Here is a 16834-nt window from a genome sequence, read left to right on the forward strand (position 1 = left end):
AGATTGTCGATAAAAAAGCATATCAATTGGATATGCTTTTAATAGGAAATTTTTTTCGATCAAGTCATGCTGTCAAGATACTTAACCCTGACGAGTCATACTTTTTAGAACATTATCTTTATCAATGAAATGGTGTTTTAGCGCTGCAAGAATATGTCCGACCAACAATAAACCGGCTGCCCATGAAATATAAATATGTAATGGCTTCACAATGGCTGTTAAATCCGGGTTGTCCTGCACCAGTCTTGGAATCTCAAATAAATACAATACAGGAACAGGATGACCTGCACTCCAGCTAAACAAGCAACCAGTAATTGGCAAGGCTAAAAGCATGAAGTAAAGCCCTAGATGTCCTAAGTGGGCTAAGGTTTTCATCAATGGTGACATGGTTGCTGGTAGCTCCGGCGCAGGATGGGTATAACGCCAGAAAATACGAATAATGACCAAGAAGATAATGACTGAAGCAATATTCTTGTGCAAGGTGATGACATCACCTTTGAATGGACCATCTACGTCATAACTTAAAAAATTACCACTGTAAAAACCAATCACCCATGCTGTAATAAAAATGATTGCCATGACCCAATGTAACCACTGTGCCGTCCTTGTATAGTATTGTGATTTTTGTTGCATAATACAAATTCCAATTTAATTTAAGAATTATGATAGGGGGTTTATCCAAGAAAATCAGCGCTAAAAATTCAACGGATTGTTTTAAATTTGCAACGCTTAAAGTAAAAAATGAGAAATATTTATCCATTTATTTATAGTTTTGAAGATTACAAAATTTTTTAGTTTAATCTCACTCTAAGTTTAGGCAAAATACGATCTTTATTCGACAAACTGGAAAAATTGTGAAAAAAACGGCTGCCTTTATAGTTCCATTTATTTTAGCTCTTACGGGGTGTGTGACAACAGATTCGATGGATTCCACAGTAGCAGGAACTACGACACAGCAGTTGGGGGCGGTTGCCATGAAAATTGCAATCAATGCAAAATGTACAACAGAATTAGAAAACTTACCTGCATGGAAAGTAGCCACCAAAGTGATGACGGCTGAACAAAAGAGTAATGTTCAAAGTCAAATTTGTGGATGTGTCAGCGAGAAAGCTCCACAAAGTGTCACTGCCGTAGATTTAGCAACTGCAGCATTGGATCCACAGGCGCGTACAGCAATTGTGTCCAACGCAGTGACAAAAACAATCAATGCCTGTGTTGCTGAAGCAATGAGATAATAGGGAAGAGTATGTTAGTTGCTGGTGTTGATGAGGCGGGCAGAGGTCCATTGGTTGGATCTGTGGTAGCCGCAGCTGTTATTTTAGACCCAAATAATCCCATTGAAGGATTAAATGATTCTAAAAAATTGACTGAAAAGAAACGTGAAAAGTTGTTTGTTGAAATCAAAGAAAAAGCACTTGCTTGGGCGATTGCGGAGGCGACACACCAAGAAATTGATGAGTTAAACATCTTGCAGGCTTCTTTATTGGCGATGCGCCGTGCTGTAGAAGCATTAAAGCTGGTTCCTGAACATGTGCTCGTCGATGGAAATAAAGTTCCAAAAGGCTTGATCATGAGCTGTGAGGCTGTGGTAGGGGGTGATGCACTCCATGCTGAAATCAGTGCAGCAAGTATTTTGGCAAAAGTGACTCGTGATCATGAGATGGTGGATTTAGACAAACAGCACCCTCAATTCGGCTTTGCAAAACACAAAGGTTATCCAACCAAAGCACACTTTGATGCGATTGCTGAACATGGGGTCATTGATCAACATCGCCGTAGTTATGCACCTGTTAAAAGAGCTTTAGGTCTTGAATGAAAGCAATGGTATTTTTACCGAAGGTTTAAATAAATTTAAAGCGGCTATATAGCCGCTTTATATTTCAAAACATTTATAATCTTAACGATTATAAGTGTTTTGTGAATTATCATCTTCATAGGAAGGTTGATAATCTTGATCAATATGTTGCAAATGTTCGTGCATAGCACGTTCATGTTGAATACGTTGATAAATTTCTTCGCGATGTACAGAAACTTCTTTTGGCGCGTTAACACCAATACGAACTTGATTGCCTTTAACACCAAGCACAGTAACACTGACTTGATCCCCAATCATCAAAGTTTCTCCGACACGGCGGGTCAGAATCAGCATGTTTATCTCCTTGCTTAAACGCTAAACCTGCGATGAATTTCTACAAAAAATAGAAAACACAACTTTAAATAGCACCGATAATTTTAACAGAATAATGTGACAAGTTTTTCACTTTCTCACCCCTCTGTTGAAATTTTTTAAAACCTCAAAAACTAATATAACAGAGCCACTATAGAAAACACTATAGTGGCTCCGATTTTTTCTTGGTCAAAACAGCGAATAAGTTGCTATATTTGATCAAAAATTACGCACGTGCACTCGATTCGCCATGTTCACGGTCTAAACCGAACGCAGTATGAAGAGAACGTACAGCAAGTTCGAGATAATTTTCTTCAATAATCACAGAAATTTTAATTTCAGAAGTGGAGATCATTAAAATATTGATCCCTTCATCTGCAAGTGCAGTAAACATCTTACTCGCAACACCTGCGTGTGAGCGCATACCCACACCTACGATCGAAACTTTCACGATATCATCACGTGTTGCAACTTCGCGTGCACCGATGGCGGTTGCGGTTTCTTCTAAAATTGCTTTGGCTTTTTTAAGCTCGCTACGATTGACCGTAAAGGTAAAATCAGTCGTACCATCCTCTTCAACGTTTTGGATAATCATATCCACTTCAACGTTTGCAGCACCAACTGGCGATAAGATTTTAGAAGCAATACCTGGTTCATCAGGTACACCTAAAATTGTTAATTTAGCTTCGTCACGGTTAAATGCGATACCAGAAATAATTGGCTGTTCCATACTGTCTTCCGCTTCAGTGGTGATTAGTGTTCCGACATTCTTTTTGAAGTCTTCATCGAATGCGCCATCATTGTCATTATCAAAACTTGATAATACGCGTAAAGGCACTTGGTACTTACCTGCAAATTCAACTGAACGAATTTGTAGGACTTTAGAACCAAGAGATGCCATTTCAAGCATTTCTTCAAAAGAAATACGATCAACTTTTTTGGCTTTAGGCGCAACACGCGGGTCAGTAGTATACACACCATCAACATCGGTATAAATTTGGCATTCATCTGCTTTTAATGCTGCAGCCAATGCAACACCAGAAGTATCTGAACCACCACGACCTAGGGTTGTGGTATTTCCTTCAGCATCAAAACCTTGGAAACCTGCAACAACAATCACACGACCTGCATCTAAATGTTCAGTCATGACATCAGTATCAATAGATTCGATACGTGCTTTGGTAAATGCGCTGTCGGTTTTAATCCCTACTTGACGACCTGTAAGTGACTTAGCTTCAACACCAATTGAATTGAGCGCCATTGCTAACATTGAAATCGTTACCTGTTCACCCGTAGACACCATTTGGTCTAATTCACGAGGATCAGGGGTTTCGGTAATGGCTTTCGCTAAAGCCAATAAGCGGTTGGTTTCACCACTCATTGCTGATACAACCACTACAACCTTGTGGCCGTGGTCATGCCAACGCTTTACACGACGAGCAACATTTAAAATGCGCTCGGGAGTACCCATAGAGGTACCGCCATATTTTTGAACGATTAATGCCATAGTTGTTCCATATAAGCCATGACTCTAATTGGCATTAGAGTCAGTTACACAAAAGGTGAAGTTTTATTTTTGAGCAAGCCACGCAGTTAAATCTGTCATTACTTGTTCAAACTTCTCGTTTAGTGGCGCGCCACCTTGTGCTAAGTCAGGTTTACCACCACCTTTACCACCAAGCTCATTTGCTAAGTGTTTGATGATGTCACCTGCTTTTAGATTCGCAGTGAAATCTTTTGCTACAGATGCGATCAGACTCACTTTGTCACCTTCAACACCTGCAAGCACGATCACTGCATTATCTAATTTGGATTTGACACTGTCATGAAGATGGCGAACTGACTTCGCATCCTGTCCTTGAACTGTGGCAATTAATGTTTGACGACCTGCAATTTCAGTCACTTGATTGATCAAGTCGGACGCTTGGAAATTCGCCAATTTTTGATTCAACTGTTCGATTTGTTTTTGAAGTTGATGTGCATGTTCAACAGCTGCTTCTACTTTTTCAACAGTTTGGTCTTTTTGAGCTTTGAGCAGATCATTGATATGTAAAATATCGGCATCTACTTTTTGTACCACATCCAGTGCTTTAGTGCCTGTGACAGCTTCAATACGACGTACACCCGCAGCAACACCACCTTCAGAAGTGATTTTGAATAAACCAATGTCACCTGTACGTTTTACATGGATACCACCACACAGCTCGATCGAGAAATTTTTCTCATCTTTGAGTGAGCCCATAGACAGTACACGAACTTCATCGCCATACTTTTCACCAAACAACATCATTGCGCCTTTATCTTTGGCTGCTTCAATGCCGAGAAGTTCTGTGGATACAGCGGTATTGGCAATAATTTCACGGTTCACTAAACGTTCAACGTGTTGCAGTTGTTCGAAGCTCACTGGTTGGTCATTGGCGAAGTCAAAACGTAAAAGATCAGAGGCAACCAATGAACCTTTTTGCTGAACATGTTCACCTAAAATCTGACGCAATGCCGCATGTAATAGGTGAGTGGCAGAGTGATTGCGTGCAGTAGCGTCACGGATGTCAGCTTTCACAATAGCTTCAACGCTCTGTGTTGCTTTTAGACTGCCTACAGTGACAATACCTTGATGAACAAATGCATTACCTGATTTTTTGGTATCTTGAACTTCAAAAATGCCTGTTTCATTTTTAAAGATACCCGTGTCACCAATTTGACCACCGCTTTCTGCATAGAATGGTGTTTGGTTAAGCACAATCAATGCTTCATCACCTTCAACGACTTCGTCAACTTGTATGCCATCTTTATAGATTGCAACAATTTGCCCCTGACCTTGAGTTGCGTCATAACCATCAAATTGAGTTTCGCTGTCTACTTTTACGATACTGTTGTAGTCAACCGCAAATTTACCCGCTTCGCGTGCACGTTGACGCTGCGCAGCCATTTCAACTTCAAAACCAGCTTCATCGATTTCAAGTTCACGCTCACGCGCAATATCTGCAGTTAAGTCAGTCGGGAAGCCGTAGGTATCGTAAAGTTTAAAGACAGTTTCACCTGGAATGATTTTGCCTTTAAGATTGGCTAATTCGCCTTCAAGCAGTTTCAAGCCCTGTTCGAGTGTTTTTGCAAACAATTCTTCTTCACGAATCAAGGCATTTTCTATCACCTGACGACGCTCAACCAATTCTGGATAAGCTTCACCCATGACATCAATAAGCGGTTGCAACATTTTATAGAAGAAGGTACCCGTTGCGCCCATTTTATTACCGTGACGTACAGCACGACGAATAATACGACGCAATACATAACCACGACCTTCGTTTGATGGGTTTACACCATCAGCAATCAAGAAACAGCATGAACGTGCGTGATCTGCAACTACTTTAAGCGAAGCAGGGTACTCAATCGGTTTATTTTGTGCCTGTGCTTCGGCTTGTGCTTGACTCATATCTACGCCGATAATTTCAGCTGCAGATTTTAATAGATTTTGGAACAAGTCAATTTCGTAATTTGAATTGACATGTTGTAAAACAGCAGAAATACGCTCCAAGCCCATACCTGTATCGACAGATGGCGCAGGAAGATTATGCAAGACACCATCCGCAGTACGGTTGAACTGCATAAAGACGTTATTCCAAATTTCAATAAAACGGTCACCGTCTTCTTCTGGTGTACCAGGTAAGCCACCCCAGATATGATCGCCATGATCAAAGAAAATTTCTGAGCAAGGACCACAAGGACCTGTATCACCCATTGCCCAGAAGTTATCAGATGCGTATTTTTCACCTTTATTGTCACCAATACGGATGATACGGCTCGCATCTAGACCGATTTCTTTGTTCCAAATATCAAAAGCTTCGTCATCTGTATGATAAACAGTGGCATAGAGTTTGTCTTTTGGAAGCGCTAACCATTCTTCACCTGTTAGGAAATCCCAAGCAAAACGAATAGCATCATGCTTAAAGTAATCACCAAAAGAAAAATTACCTAACATTTCAAAGAAAGTGTGGTGACGTGCTGTATAACCCACATTGTCCAAGTCGTTATGCTTACCACCTGCACGGACACATTTTTGTGAGGTTGTTGCACGAACATAGTCACGCTTTTCTAGACCAAGGAAACAGTCTTTAAACTGGTTCATGCCTGCATTGGTAAACAACAAAGTAGGGTCATTGGCGGGTACAAGTGAGCTCGACGCGACACGTGTATGTCCTTGCGATTCAAAGTAACGCAAAAATGCTTCACGTATTTCAGCAGTAGTCATAAAACGAGTACTCACAACCAAGTCACTCCTCAATTTTCATATTGGCTAAAAGTGTGTCACTGAGTCTAATTTTATTGCTCAGTCTGCACACAGGCTTAATTTTTAAAAACGCCAAAGTATAACGGAAAATACACGCTCCACCAATGATTTTAAGGTGAATTATTGGTTTTTCTATACAATTGCGACTTTGGTCCAAATGGTTTTTATAATCTATAAAATTTATACTCCCGTAGATTGTCATTACAATATTTAACGCAAATTAAAATGGATCGATACTTAAAAAGTTATGATGCTGGAATTTATATGCCTGACCATCAAATTTAAGCGTTTGTTGTTGTTTATACTGTTTTTTTACGGCTTTGCATGTTTTATAGTCGGTTTTGGTCTGGTTTTTAGTTTCTTTTAATATGATGTCCTGTAAGCCATGAGTCGTTTTATTTGATAAAATCAGGATACGTCTGACCTCTGAATTGCTATTCTCTGGGCAATTTCCAATTCGTTCATCACCGCTATCATTCATACTGATGCCCCCGATTTCTTTAATAGGTAGTTTAGGATTAACTTTAAGTAAAGTTAAATTACTGTGACTATAAGTGAAGCCACCTTGATGCGACGATGACGTTTCGATACCCACGACATCCATATCAGTTAATGTTGAAAAACGGGTGGTATGCAGTTGGGCACCATCATAATGATCTGCATCGGAGTAAAAAGTTTCGGGTGCTTTATACTTTTGCAGAATTTTATGCTGAGTGGTGTCTATCAGATATAAATTCAGATCATGTTCCATATCATCATAAGATTTATAAGCAATCGGTTGGCTAATGGCGATCAGCTGAATTTTTTGTTCACTGTCTAAATTGATACAGCTTTGATATGTTTTTGCATCTGTTTGGGCAAAACGCTGATTGACCAATTTAAATTGGTCAATCAATTGTTGCTGCTGTTGCGCTGAGCATCGTTGATAGGAAGCTGCGAGCACATGACCAGTTATGAAAATCAGTATCATGCCAATTGAAATCTGTAATCTTTTCATGTGATCATCTCTAAAAGTTCAAAATCCAATTAAATTCCAACGTCTAAAAATTTAAGATGTTTGAAACGATATGTTTTTCCATCAAATTTCATGATATGACGTTGTTTTTTGACAATACGTTGGGTACTACAATTTTTTTCGTCAAGTGTTATGCGCTCTGTTTTTTCAGTGAGTTGGAGGTCAGCTAAACCATGACTGTTCTGTTTTAAAGGATGAAGTAAAATTTGAGTCTCGATTTGTTTGTTATTTTCACACATCGACGGTCTTTCGCTAGCTGAGTAATTGGTCATAAACTTATCTAAAATTAAATGCAGTTGGTGATTATTGATTTTGAACAACTTTATTTCACGTATTGTTATGTCGGTCCTGCCTAAATGCCTGTGGGTTAAGGCTAGACCAATAACGGGTATCGCATTGTCTGTAGAAAAGCGGTGAATATCAAATTGTAGGTTTTCATACTGACCGATATCTGAAGTAATCTTCATCGGATAATGATAGTGATTTAGAATTTTTTCAGATGTATTGTCAATCAAATAAAGATCTAAGTTGTAATCTGCATAGCCAGAGGGCATATGAATGGGTTGACTCATTGCGATTAATTGCCGATTTTGATCCAGATTTATACAGCTTTCAAATGTTGGATAACGCGTATCTTTTTGTTGTGGGGAAATCGCTTTAAGTTTATTAACCAATTGCTGAGTCTGTGTTTCGCTGCATCGTGAATAAGTATTTTGAACATTGGTCTGTTGGGCATAACTGAGAGGGATGAATATAAAACCACATATCGCAATACAGCCAGCGTAAAATAAACCTCGATTAAAAGTTCTGGTGAGTAAAGATGAATACATTTTTTTATCCAATGATGTTTTGAAATCTATTGTTTTCGAATTTTTTCTTGATAAAGTCAGTTATATATTAACAGTAGTGACTGTAAATCTTATACCATATAACTGATTATGGTAGTTTGGCTGTAAAAGGATATCTGATGCAACGTGTGGCAATAAACGGATTCGGGCGGATTGGGCGGAATGTATTAAGAGCTTGGTTTGAAAATCCGAAAAACTTTCATTTTGAAATTGTTGCCATCAATGATATTGCAGATGTTGAAACATTGGTTCATTTATTTAAATATGACACGACACATGGACGTTTTGATGGGGCTGTCAATATTGTTGAGGAGAATGGACAGCTTTATATGTCCATTGATGCCCGTCAGATAAAACTTAAAGTCCTTATTTTAAGAGAAGAAAATCCAGCATTGTTACCTTGGCAGGATTTAGAGATCAATGTAGTTTTAGAGTGTACAGGTTTATTCCGCTCGAGAGTTGCTGCTACACAGCATTTAACTGCAGGCGCTAAACGTGTCATTATTGGCGCTGCACCGTTTGATACGGTTGATGCCGCAATTGTATATGGTGTCAATCATCATGAAGTAAAAGCCACCGACCAGATTATTTCCAGTGTTTCATGTACCACCCAGGCACTGGTTCCATTGGTTAAAATCATTGATGATGCCTTTGGCATAGAAAGTGCATTGATGACAGAAATTCATGCTGTCACTGCGGACCAATCTGTATTGGATCATGCCCATCGAGATTTGCGCCGCGCAAGAGCGTCAGGACAGAACATTATTCCAACGACCTCTTCAGCACTGGGTGCTTTGAAACAGGTGATGCCAAAAATGGAAAATCGAATTGATGGATTTTCAATTCGAGTTCCTACGATTAATGTGGCTGCGATCGATTTAAGTTTTATCGCAAAGTTACCAGTAACGGCACATTTAATTAATCAAACCTTAGTCCAAGCTGCAAAATATGATTATGCTGAAATTATGTCAGTGACGGATGAACTGCTGGTTTCAAGTGATTTTAATCATTCACCGTATTCATTGATTGTTGATTTAACACAAACACTTGTTGTGGGACAGCAGGTCAAAGTTTTTGCTTGGTATGACAATGAATGGGGGTATGCCAACCGTTTATTGGATTTATGCGAGTCATTCTATTGATGCATATCTGCTGTCAACAGTGATGAAAATGAATACATGATTATCAGAATTTATCACCTTAAAACTATTCTATCATTGTTAAAATAAAGCTGATTCACATCTTATACTTAGGGGAAGTTGATGTCTTTCATATATATCACCTTGGTGGTCATTTATCTGGCGATTATTTTTCTTGTCTGGCAAATGGGGAAGCTCAATAAGCAAAATATTGTTTTATTTGAGCGCACAAATCATCAACAGCATTTGATTCAATCGCAGGAGAACCACCTTAAGCAGACATTGCAAATTATGCAGGATTTAGCCAAAAAGATGCATGTACAACAAGAAGTTTTGGACAATACCTCTAATCGCTTGACTCAGGTTGAGTTTCAAAATGCTGAACTGATTAAGATACTGCAACAGAATAAGCAACCCTAAAGGTACACAGAAAAAGTATAGATTGATAAACAATCAACATCCTCATCCATTGAGATTCTTTATACGATAAAGTATCTCAATATAGCTGTGGTAACAATACTGATCATGACTGTAGGAAGCAGGGACAAATAACAGGCAGCCAATATGGTCACGGCTATTGCAATCAAGTTGGCTGGATCATCTGAGACAAAATATGGCGCGATGACTGAGATCAGTACACAACCTGGAATGACTTGTAAAATACGTGTGGTTCTTTTGCTGAGCTGTCGGTTTTTTAACAACAAATAGCCTATAACTCTAGTGAGATATGTGGTCAAACCAACGCATAGAATTGCGATAAAGGTGGTCATATGAATCATTCTTCATCTCCAATAAACAAGAAAGCAGCAATGATTCCAGAAATAGAACCCACCAAAACGTACCAGCCTTTGGGTAAAAATGAATAGGCCAAAGCTGCGGCAATGAGGCTAACCAACCAAGGTAATGCTGGTTTAAAGCCTTTCCACATCCCTCGTAAGAGCACTAAAAATACAGCGGGAAATGCCATGTCAAAACCAAATTTGGTGACATCTCCAAGAAAAGAGCCGATTCCAACGCCCATTGTAGTGAAAACAACCCACATCACATACAATGCAAAGCACAGTCCGATATAAAAGAACACACTGAATCCAGCATATGGATTTCGAGGATTTTGCTTATGGGCATCGGTAATGCTTAAAGCCCAACTTTCATCACACATAAAAAACAATAAAGGTAAGGCTTTGTGATTGGGTAAGTGTCGAATATAAGGTGCTAAACTAGCACCCATTAAAATATGCCGGCTATTGACCAAAAAGGTAATTAAAATCAGAAAAAGAAGCTGCGGTGGTTGAGTCCAAACTTCAATAATGGCAAATTCCGAACCACCGGCAAAATTGAGACCAGTCAGTAACGGAACTTCGAGTGTGGAGAAGCCTTTGTGAGCGGCTTGAGTTCCCAGAACCAATGCAAAAGGGATAATCCCTAACAACATGGGGATAGATGTTTTAAGCCCGCGTAAAAATTCTCTGAAATCAATAGAATCATTCAGCTCTGCTGCGGAGTTTTTAAAACTTGACATGAAAGACTCAAAGTTGAAAAATACGGTGTTTATTTATTTTATGCCAATTGATAGGCTATTTTTCGCTAAAATTTCTGCTTACAAATGTTATTTTGCAATAATATTGCTGAAATATGTTGTTTTTTAAATTTATGTACTAGAATTTTCTTTATGAAATTAGACCAAACAGATCGTCGTATTTTACGTGCTTTACAGCAGAATGGAAAATTGCAGAATAATGAGTTAGCTGAACAGATTGGGTTATCTGCTTCACCCTGTCTGAGACGGGTAAAACAGCTCGAAGATGAGGGAATGATTGACCAGTATGTGGCACTGGTAAACCCACAAAAAGTCAATCTCAGTTTGACAGTATTTGCACGGATCTGGTTGAAAAGTCAGGATGAGCAAACTGTAAACTGTTTTATCGACACGATTATGAATATTCCACAGATTGTAGAGTGTCAACTGATGGCGGGTGATTGTGATTTTTTCTTGCGTATTGTGGTGTCTGATTTAGAAGCATATCGAAAGTTTCAAATCAATCATTTAAATAAAATTTCAGGAATACAAAATGTAAAAACTGAAATCCCGCTGCAAAAAATTAAACAAACCACAGCTTTGCCCTTGGATTAGTGATTAGTCGGCTTTGCTAATTGTTGTAAATATTTTGCTGGAACATGCTCAGTGAGCCAAACCCCATTTTCTGCTTGATAAAAATGATAGCCGTCTTGATGCATTCTATGTGCATCAATCTGAAAAATAATCACTTTGCCATGTCGTTGTCCGACTTTAACTGCAGTCGTTTGATCGGTAGACAGATGAACATGATGACGTTCACCTGAAATTAAACCTTGATCTAAAATACTGCTTACAAAGCGTGTTGCCGTCCCATGAAAAAGTGTTTCAGGCGGAGGGATAGCAGTATAAGCACGTTTAACCTGAGCACTTGAATGACCTTGTACCGCACGGATTTTGCTTTGATCCAATGAAAACTGGAAGCGTTTTTTATCGCTGGTTTCAACGATTTCAGTCAATTCGATAAGGCTAAGCGGTCTTTTGAACTTGATCAGTTGCTGTAAAAGTATATGCACGTCAGTCCAACCCTCGGAATCAAGTTGGATTCCAATATTTTCTGGTTGATGCCTAAGTACTAAGCTTAATAATTTGCTGTGTTGTTGGCGTTTTTCTAGAGATTTCATCTGTTTATTCTAACATAATTTTGATACTAAAAATTAAGCTTGTGGTTCTATTGTTTTGACAACACTATCAACTGAATATTGCCCCCATTCAGACAGCTGTTCAATAAAGTGATTGATGGCTTGACTGTCAAAATGAGCCACTAACATATAGCAAGCAGAACCACAGACTTTATAACAACTTTCGACTGCAGCAAACTGCATAACAAATACTTCAAATTTTTCAAAATCATTATTTTGCATCATTACCCGTATAAACTGAGTTGAGGGATGATTCAAAGCAATCGAATATTTTTGGATTGTACCTTCATCTTGCATTTTAGCAATACGGCTTCCGACTGCTTGTCCAGTGCGGTGGACAAGTTTCCCAATTTCTTTATTGCTGAGGCGAGAATCAGTTTTCAGGATCTGTAAGATTTTTAGATCGATAGGGTCTTTGGATAGCATAATGATTTTGACAATTTTTCAATCTGAAAGTTTCTTGGGATTTATTCTTTCACGATAGACTGCAAACTGCCAGATGTTTGATCTAATCTTATAAAAACTTTAACAAACTGTGAGAATGAAAATGAGCCATACTGCCTTATTGGTTATAGATGTACAAAATGATTATTTCCCACAAGGAAAGATGGAATTGTTTGGCGCTCAACAGGCTTTAATACAAATCAATCGATTGGAAGCTGATTTTATCAAGAAAGCTCAATCGATCATTTATATTCAGCATATTGCCAAACAAGCGCAAGCCAGTTTTTTTGAAGAGGGTACAGAAGGTGCTGAATTGCATTCTGGCTTACAGATCAATCAGAACTCTATCATCATTGAAAAGCACTATCCCAATAGTTTCTTCCAAACAGATTTAAAGCAAGTGCTTGATCAGCTGAATGTCGATCAGTTGGTTATCAGTGGAATGATGACACATATGTGTGTCGACGCAACATCTCGTGCGGCTGCTGAACTAGGCTATCAACCGATTATCATTGCAGAGGCAACAGCAACACGCCAGCTAAGCTATGCAGGTAAAACAGTGCAGGCTGAAGATGTGCAGACAGCATGTTTATCTGCATTTCAGATGTTTTCACGGGTGACCAGTATTGATGATTATTTAAAATAGTCAAAATAAAGGGAAGTGCAAAACGATGGGCACTGTTGCACTTCCCATTTTAAATCAAAATGTCTTCTATTCCTGATTTAAAAAACCTTCTTTGATTTTTTCAGGTAAGCCTTCGTGCCACCATGTATATATTGAGGATTGAATTTCTTGATCTTCTTCTGGATCATTAAATGGTTCATCATCTTCACGGATTAATTCATCTTGTTCAAATTTAAACCAAAACTCCCAAGGGTCATCATCACCACATCCCCATGCGCGTACATCAATTTCAGGTAGGAGTGATTTTAAGAACAGTACAATTGCTTCGATAAACTCGTCACCTGAAGATCCATGAACAAAATGCGCAATTGAATAGTCATCCACAGCATGAATGGACTCAGGACCTAAATCAAACTCAATATTATCAACTGTGTTTAAAAGGTCTGCTGCAAGTTCTCGTCCCAATTCTGGGTTGAGCGTGATAGCTGAAGCAATAAACTTATCCTGATCCCCACGATGTTGCTGAAACAAAGCATCGATTTTCAATCTAATCTGTGGACTTGAATGTGTGTAATAGAGATTGCTATGTAGTTCCATGTTATTCCCAATTCTAATAGTTAACTTATGGCGGTGCTGCTTTTATAAGCAGGTAAATTATATTTTGAAGCATATGAATAGCAATCACTTTAATAATGAAAATTTAAATAAATACAATATCTTGTTTTCTTAAAAACACAGAAATAATTTTTTTTGTACAAATTGGGGTGCTATGAATCAATAATCCGATCCTTAAACGTCATTTTATTAATGCATGGTCTAAATGATCGTGCTAAAATAAGAGAAATCGGGTGTGTTCCCGATTTTTTTATGCGGATTACTTCCGCGCTGACAGGATTTAGGTTTACAACATGCCCATTTCAGAGACATGGTTATTACCTGATGGTGTAGCTGATGTATTACCAGAGCAAGCGCAAGTAATTGAACAATTGCGCCGTAAAGCTTTAGATTTCCTCGCATCCCGAGGTTATCAGCTGGTGTATACGCCATTCATCGAATACATCGAATCACTTTCTTCTCTTTCCGAATCGAATCAAGATTTAGACCTAGCCACTTTTAAAGTCATCGATCAGCTTTCTGGTCGTTTGCTTGGTGTGCGTGCCGATATGACACCACAAGTGGCTCGTATCGATGCCCATGTACATCAAGTACAGGGTGTGGCGCGTTACTGCTATGCAGGAACAGTACTTCATACTAAACCACAAGGTTTTAATACCACGAGAGCACCTTTACAGCTTGGTGCGGAATTATTTGGTTCAGACAGTATTGATGCTGATGTTGAAATGATTGACGTCATGCTTAATCTGATTAAAACAGCGGATATGGTGGATGGTATCCATCTTGATTTAGGGCATGTTGGGCTATTTAGAAGCTTGGTTAAGCTTGCAGGTTTAAATAAGTCAACAGAACGTCAGTTGTCAGACTTATACCAACGCAAGGCATTACCAGAACTTGCTGAATTTACTCAAGAATTAAAATATGGTGCTGATTTTTACGCTTTAGGTCGTTATGCAAGTGATTTAGATGCTTTGCAAGCGCATATCAGTGCAGAAATTTTTGCGGATGACGCATTCAAACACGCTTTTGATGTGCTTAAAACCACATTTACCGAAATTCAAGCACGTTGGCCAAATCTCAATATTGGGATTGATGTGGTAGAACTTCGTTCATATCACTATCACACCGGTCTAATGTATGCGGTTTATGCACCAAACCGTGCTGCACCACTGGCGCAAGGCGGTCGTTATGATGGTATTGGTGAGCATTTTGGACGTGCGCGTCCAGCAACAGGTTTTTCCTGTGATTTGTATGTCTTGAGTGCAGGGAAACATCAACAGATTGAAAAAGTGGTTGCGCCTAAGGGAACAGCTGCTGATTTACTTGACGCGATCGAGACGACTCGTAAACAAGGTTTAAGTGTAATTCAGTTATTGGGTAATGACGATTTAAACTCAGTTCCAAACGCAACACACCAATTGGTCAATGTTGCAGGTGAGTGGAAAGTCGAAACAATTTAATGATCGAATAGAGTGTTCATGTCACTTTATTTGGTTTTCTATTTTAACAGCATGATGTAATGAGGCTATTATGGGCAAAAGTGTTGTGGTACTCGGTACCCAATGGGGCGACGAAGGTAAAGGTAAAATCGTTGACCTGCTCACAGATCAAGCAGCTGCGGTAGTACGTTATCAAGGCGGACATAACGCGGGTCATACACTCGTCGTTGGTGGTAAGAAAACAGTTCTTCACCTCATTCCATCAGGTATCTTACGTGAAAACGTACTTTGCTTAATTGGCAATGGTGTTGTACTTTCACCTGAAGCGTTGATCAAAGAAATGGATATTTTAGAGAAAGAGGGCGTACCTGTTCGTGAACGTCTACGTATTTCTCCAAACTGCCCATTGATTCTTCCGCATCATATTGCACTTGATCAGGCACGTGAGAAAAAACGTGGAAATGCTAAGATTGGTACAACTGGTCGTGGTATTGGTCCAGCGTATGAAGATAAAGTTGCCCGTCGTGCAATCCGTGTTGCGGATTTGGTACGTGGCGGTGACCATCTTAAAGCGCAGCTTGAGGAACTTCTTGAGTACCATAACTTCCAATTAACTCAATTCTTCGGTGTTGAGGCGGTTAAAGTAGAAGATGTACTTGCGCTTTGTGACCAATGGCGTGAAGTGATTAAACCATTAGTATTGGATGTGATCACGACTTTGCATGACTATCGTAAAGATGGTGCAAATATCATGTTTGAGGGTGCTCAGGGTTCATTATTGGACGTTGACCACGGTACATATCCCTATGTAACTTCATCGAATACTACTGCCGGTGGTGTGAGCTCAGGTTCAGGTCTGGGTCCATTGCATCTTGATTATGTTCTTGGAATTACTAAAGCCTATACCACGCGTGTAGGTGCTGGTCCGTTTCCAACCGAGCTTGTTTATGATGCTGCCAATGATGTTGGTGATGCGATAGGTAAACACTTAGGGACTGTAGGTTCAGAGTTTGGTGCTTCTACTGGTCGTCAGCGTCGTTGCGGTTGGTTTGATGCAGAAATTCTACGTCGTTCTGTAGATGTAAACTCATTGTCGGGTATTTGCTTAACCAAGCTTGATGTTTTAGATGGCTTGGAAGAAGTAAAAATCTGTGTAGGCTATGAAGCTGCAGATTCAGGTTGTGTGGGTTCTACAGATGCGCTTGCATTTGAAACATTAAAACCAATCTATGAAACAATGCCAGGTTGGTCTGAATCGACTTTCGGCGCCAAATCACTCGATCAATTGCCACAAAATGCAATTAATTATGTGAAACGTATTGAGCAGTTAATTGAATGTCCTATTGACATCATTTCTACGGGTCCAGACCGTGATGAAACGATTGTAATGCGTCACCCATTTGATGCTTAATATGCAGATATTTTAAAAAGCTCCTTCGGGAGCTTTTTTTATAAACATATATTTGGAGGTTTAAATAAAATGTGATTTATTTTGATTTTTTTAACAAAATACAACATAATTCGGGCGCTAAACGTTGA

19 protein-coding genes are annotated in these 16834 nt (G+C 39.2%); 8 read left to right on the forward strand and 11 right to left on the reverse strand.

Features of this window, described 5'->3' with window-relative positions; genetic code table 11:
- Positions 1–81: 81 nt before the first annotated feature.
- Positions 82–633: a cytochrome b gene (locus IMO47_RS09400; RefSeq protein WP_196076851.1), complete on the reverse strand. Its 552-nt coding sequence runs from the start codon at positions 631–633 to the stop codon at positions 82–84.
- Between the two features lie 221 nt (positions 634–854).
- Between IMO47_RS09400 and IMO47_RS09405 the strand changes: the two genes are divergently transcribed.
- The gene (locus IMO47_RS09405) at positions 855–1235 is read left to right on the forward strand and encodes a hypothetical protein (protein ID WP_196076849.1); all 381 of its coding nucleotides are present in this window, start codon (positions 855–857) and stop codon (positions 1233–1235) included.
- An 11-nt stretch (positions 1236–1246) separates the two neighbouring features.
- Positions 1247–1816: a ribonuclease HII gene (rnhB, locus tag IMO47_RS09410; RefSeq protein WP_196076848.1), complete on the forward strand. Its 570-nt coding sequence runs from the start codon at positions 1247–1249 to the stop codon at positions 1814–1816.
- Between the two features lie 81 nt (positions 1817–1897).
- On the opposite strand, the gene csrA is transcribed toward rnhB, so the two are convergent.
- From csrA to IMO47_RS09435, 5 genes are all read right to left on the reverse strand, one after another.
- On the reverse strand, positions 1898–2149 hold the full coding sequence (gene csrA, locus IMO47_RS09415; protein WP_196076846.1) for a carbon storage regulator CsrA: 252 nt from the start codon (positions 2147–2149) through the stop codon (positions 1898–1900).
- A gap of 244 nt (positions 2150–2393) precedes the next feature.
- Entirely contained in the window at positions 2394–3674 is a 1281-nt protein-coding gene (locus tag IMO47_RS09420; protein WP_196076844.1) for an aspartate kinase, read from the reverse strand.
- A gap of 63 nt (positions 3675–3737) precedes the next feature.
- Entirely contained in the window at positions 3738–6431 is a 2694-nt protein-coding gene (alaS, locus tag IMO47_RS09425) for an alanine--tRNA ligase (protein ID WP_196076842.1), read from the reverse strand.
- A gap of 244 nt (positions 6432–6675) precedes the next feature.
- Positions 6676–7452: a hypothetical protein gene (locus IMO47_RS09430; RefSeq protein ID WP_196076841.1), complete on the reverse strand. Its 777-nt coding sequence runs from the start codon at positions 7450–7452 to the stop codon at positions 6676–6678.
- A gap of 29 nt (positions 7453–7481) precedes the next feature.
- The gene (locus IMO47_RS09435; RefSeq protein ID WP_196076839.1) at positions 7482–8300 is read right to left on the reverse strand and encodes a hypothetical protein; all 819 of its coding nucleotides are present in this window, start codon (positions 8298–8300) and stop codon (positions 7482–7484) included.
- A gap of 137 nt (positions 8301–8437) precedes the next feature.
- Here IMO47_RS09435 and IMO47_RS09440 point away from each other — a divergent pair, with 137 nt between their 5' ends.
- Both IMO47_RS09440 and IMO47_RS09445 read left to right on the forward strand, forming a co-directional pair.
- On the forward strand, positions 8438–9460 hold the full coding sequence (locus IMO47_RS09440; RefSeq protein ID WP_196076838.1) for a type I glyceraldehyde-3-phosphate dehydrogenase: 1023 nt from the start codon (positions 8438–8440) through the stop codon (positions 9458–9460).
- Positions 9461–9580: 120 nt separating this feature from the next.
- Positions 9581–9877, forward strand: a complete 297-nt coding sequence (locus IMO47_RS09445; protein ID WP_196076837.1) for a hypothetical protein — start codon at positions 9581–9583, stop codon at positions 9875–9877.
- Positions 9878–9936: 59 nt separating this feature from the next.
- On the opposite strand, the gene IMO47_RS09450 is transcribed toward IMO47_RS09445, so the two are convergent.
- Positions 9937–10236 carry an AzlD family protein gene (locus IMO47_RS09450; RefSeq protein ID WP_196076836.1) on the reverse strand — a complete coding sequence of 100 codons (300 nt, stop codon included), beginning with the start codon at positions 10234–10236 and terminating at the stop codon, positions 9937–9939.
- Positions 10233–10976 carry an AzlC family ABC transporter permease gene (locus IMO47_RS09455; RefSeq protein WP_196076834.1) on the reverse strand — a complete coding sequence of 248 codons (744 nt, stop codon included), beginning with the start codon at positions 10974–10976 and terminating at the stop codon, positions 10233–10235. Before IMO47_RS09455 ends, IMO47_RS09450 begins: the two co-directional genes overlap by 4 nt.
- Before the next feature lie 150 nt (positions 10977–11126).
- Here IMO47_RS09455 and IMO47_RS09460 point away from each other — a divergent pair, with 150 nt between their 5' ends.
- A complete protein-coding gene (locus tag IMO47_RS09460) occupies positions 11127–11588 on the forward strand; it encodes an Lrp/AsnC family transcriptional regulator (protein ID WP_196076833.1) in 462 nt (153 codons plus the stop codon).
- Here IMO47_RS09460 and IMO47_RS09465 read toward each other — a convergent pair.
- Both IMO47_RS09465 and IMO47_RS09470 read right to left on the reverse strand, forming a co-directional pair.
- Entirely contained in the window at positions 11585–12154 is a 570-nt protein-coding gene (locus IMO47_RS09465) for an RNA 2'-phosphotransferase (RefSeq protein ID WP_196076832.1), read from the reverse strand. The genes IMO47_RS09460 and IMO47_RS09465 overlap by 4 nt on opposite strands.
- A gap of 33 nt (positions 12155–12187) precedes the next feature.
- Positions 12188–12598, reverse strand: a complete 411-nt coding sequence (locus IMO47_RS09470; RefSeq protein WP_196076830.1) for an AsnC family transcriptional regulator — start codon at positions 12596–12598, stop codon at positions 12188–12190.
- 121 nt (positions 12599–12719) lie between these two features.
- On the opposite strand from IMO47_RS09470, the gene IMO47_RS09475 reads away from it, so the two are divergent.
- Complete coding sequence (locus IMO47_RS09475) at positions 12720–13262, forward strand: cysteine hydrolase family protein (protein ID WP_196076829.1); 543 nt, start codon at positions 12720–12722, stop codon at positions 13260–13262.
- A 66-nt stretch (positions 13263–13328) separates the two neighbouring features.
- Here IMO47_RS09475 and IMO47_RS09480 read toward each other — a convergent pair whose 3' ends face one another.
- Positions 13329–13838, reverse strand: a complete 510-nt coding sequence (locus IMO47_RS09480) for a hypothetical protein (protein ID WP_196076828.1) — start codon at positions 13836–13838, stop codon at positions 13329–13331.
- A gap of 311 nt (positions 13839–14149) precedes the next feature.
- On the opposite strand from IMO47_RS09480, the gene IMO47_RS09485 reads away from it, so the two are divergent.
- Positions 14150–15316: an ATP phosphoribosyltransferase regulatory subunit gene (locus IMO47_RS09485; RefSeq protein WP_196076827.1), complete on the forward strand. Its 1167-nt coding sequence runs from the start codon at positions 14150–14152 to the stop codon at positions 15314–15316.
- A gap of 70 nt (positions 15317–15386) precedes the next feature.
- A complete protein-coding gene (locus tag IMO47_RS09490; RefSeq protein WP_004831163.1) occupies positions 15387–16706 on the forward strand; it encodes an adenylosuccinate synthase in 1320 nt (439 codons plus the stop codon).
- Positions 16707–16834: the final 128 nt, after the last annotated feature.

Origin of the sequence: Acinetobacter sp. Res13-Abat-PEC15-P4-01, from assembly GCF_015676285.1 — a bacterium.
In the GTDB taxonomy this organism is placed as follows: Bacteria; Pseudomonadota; Gammaproteobacteria; order Pseudomonadales; family Moraxellaceae; genus Acinetobacter; species Acinetobacter nematophilus.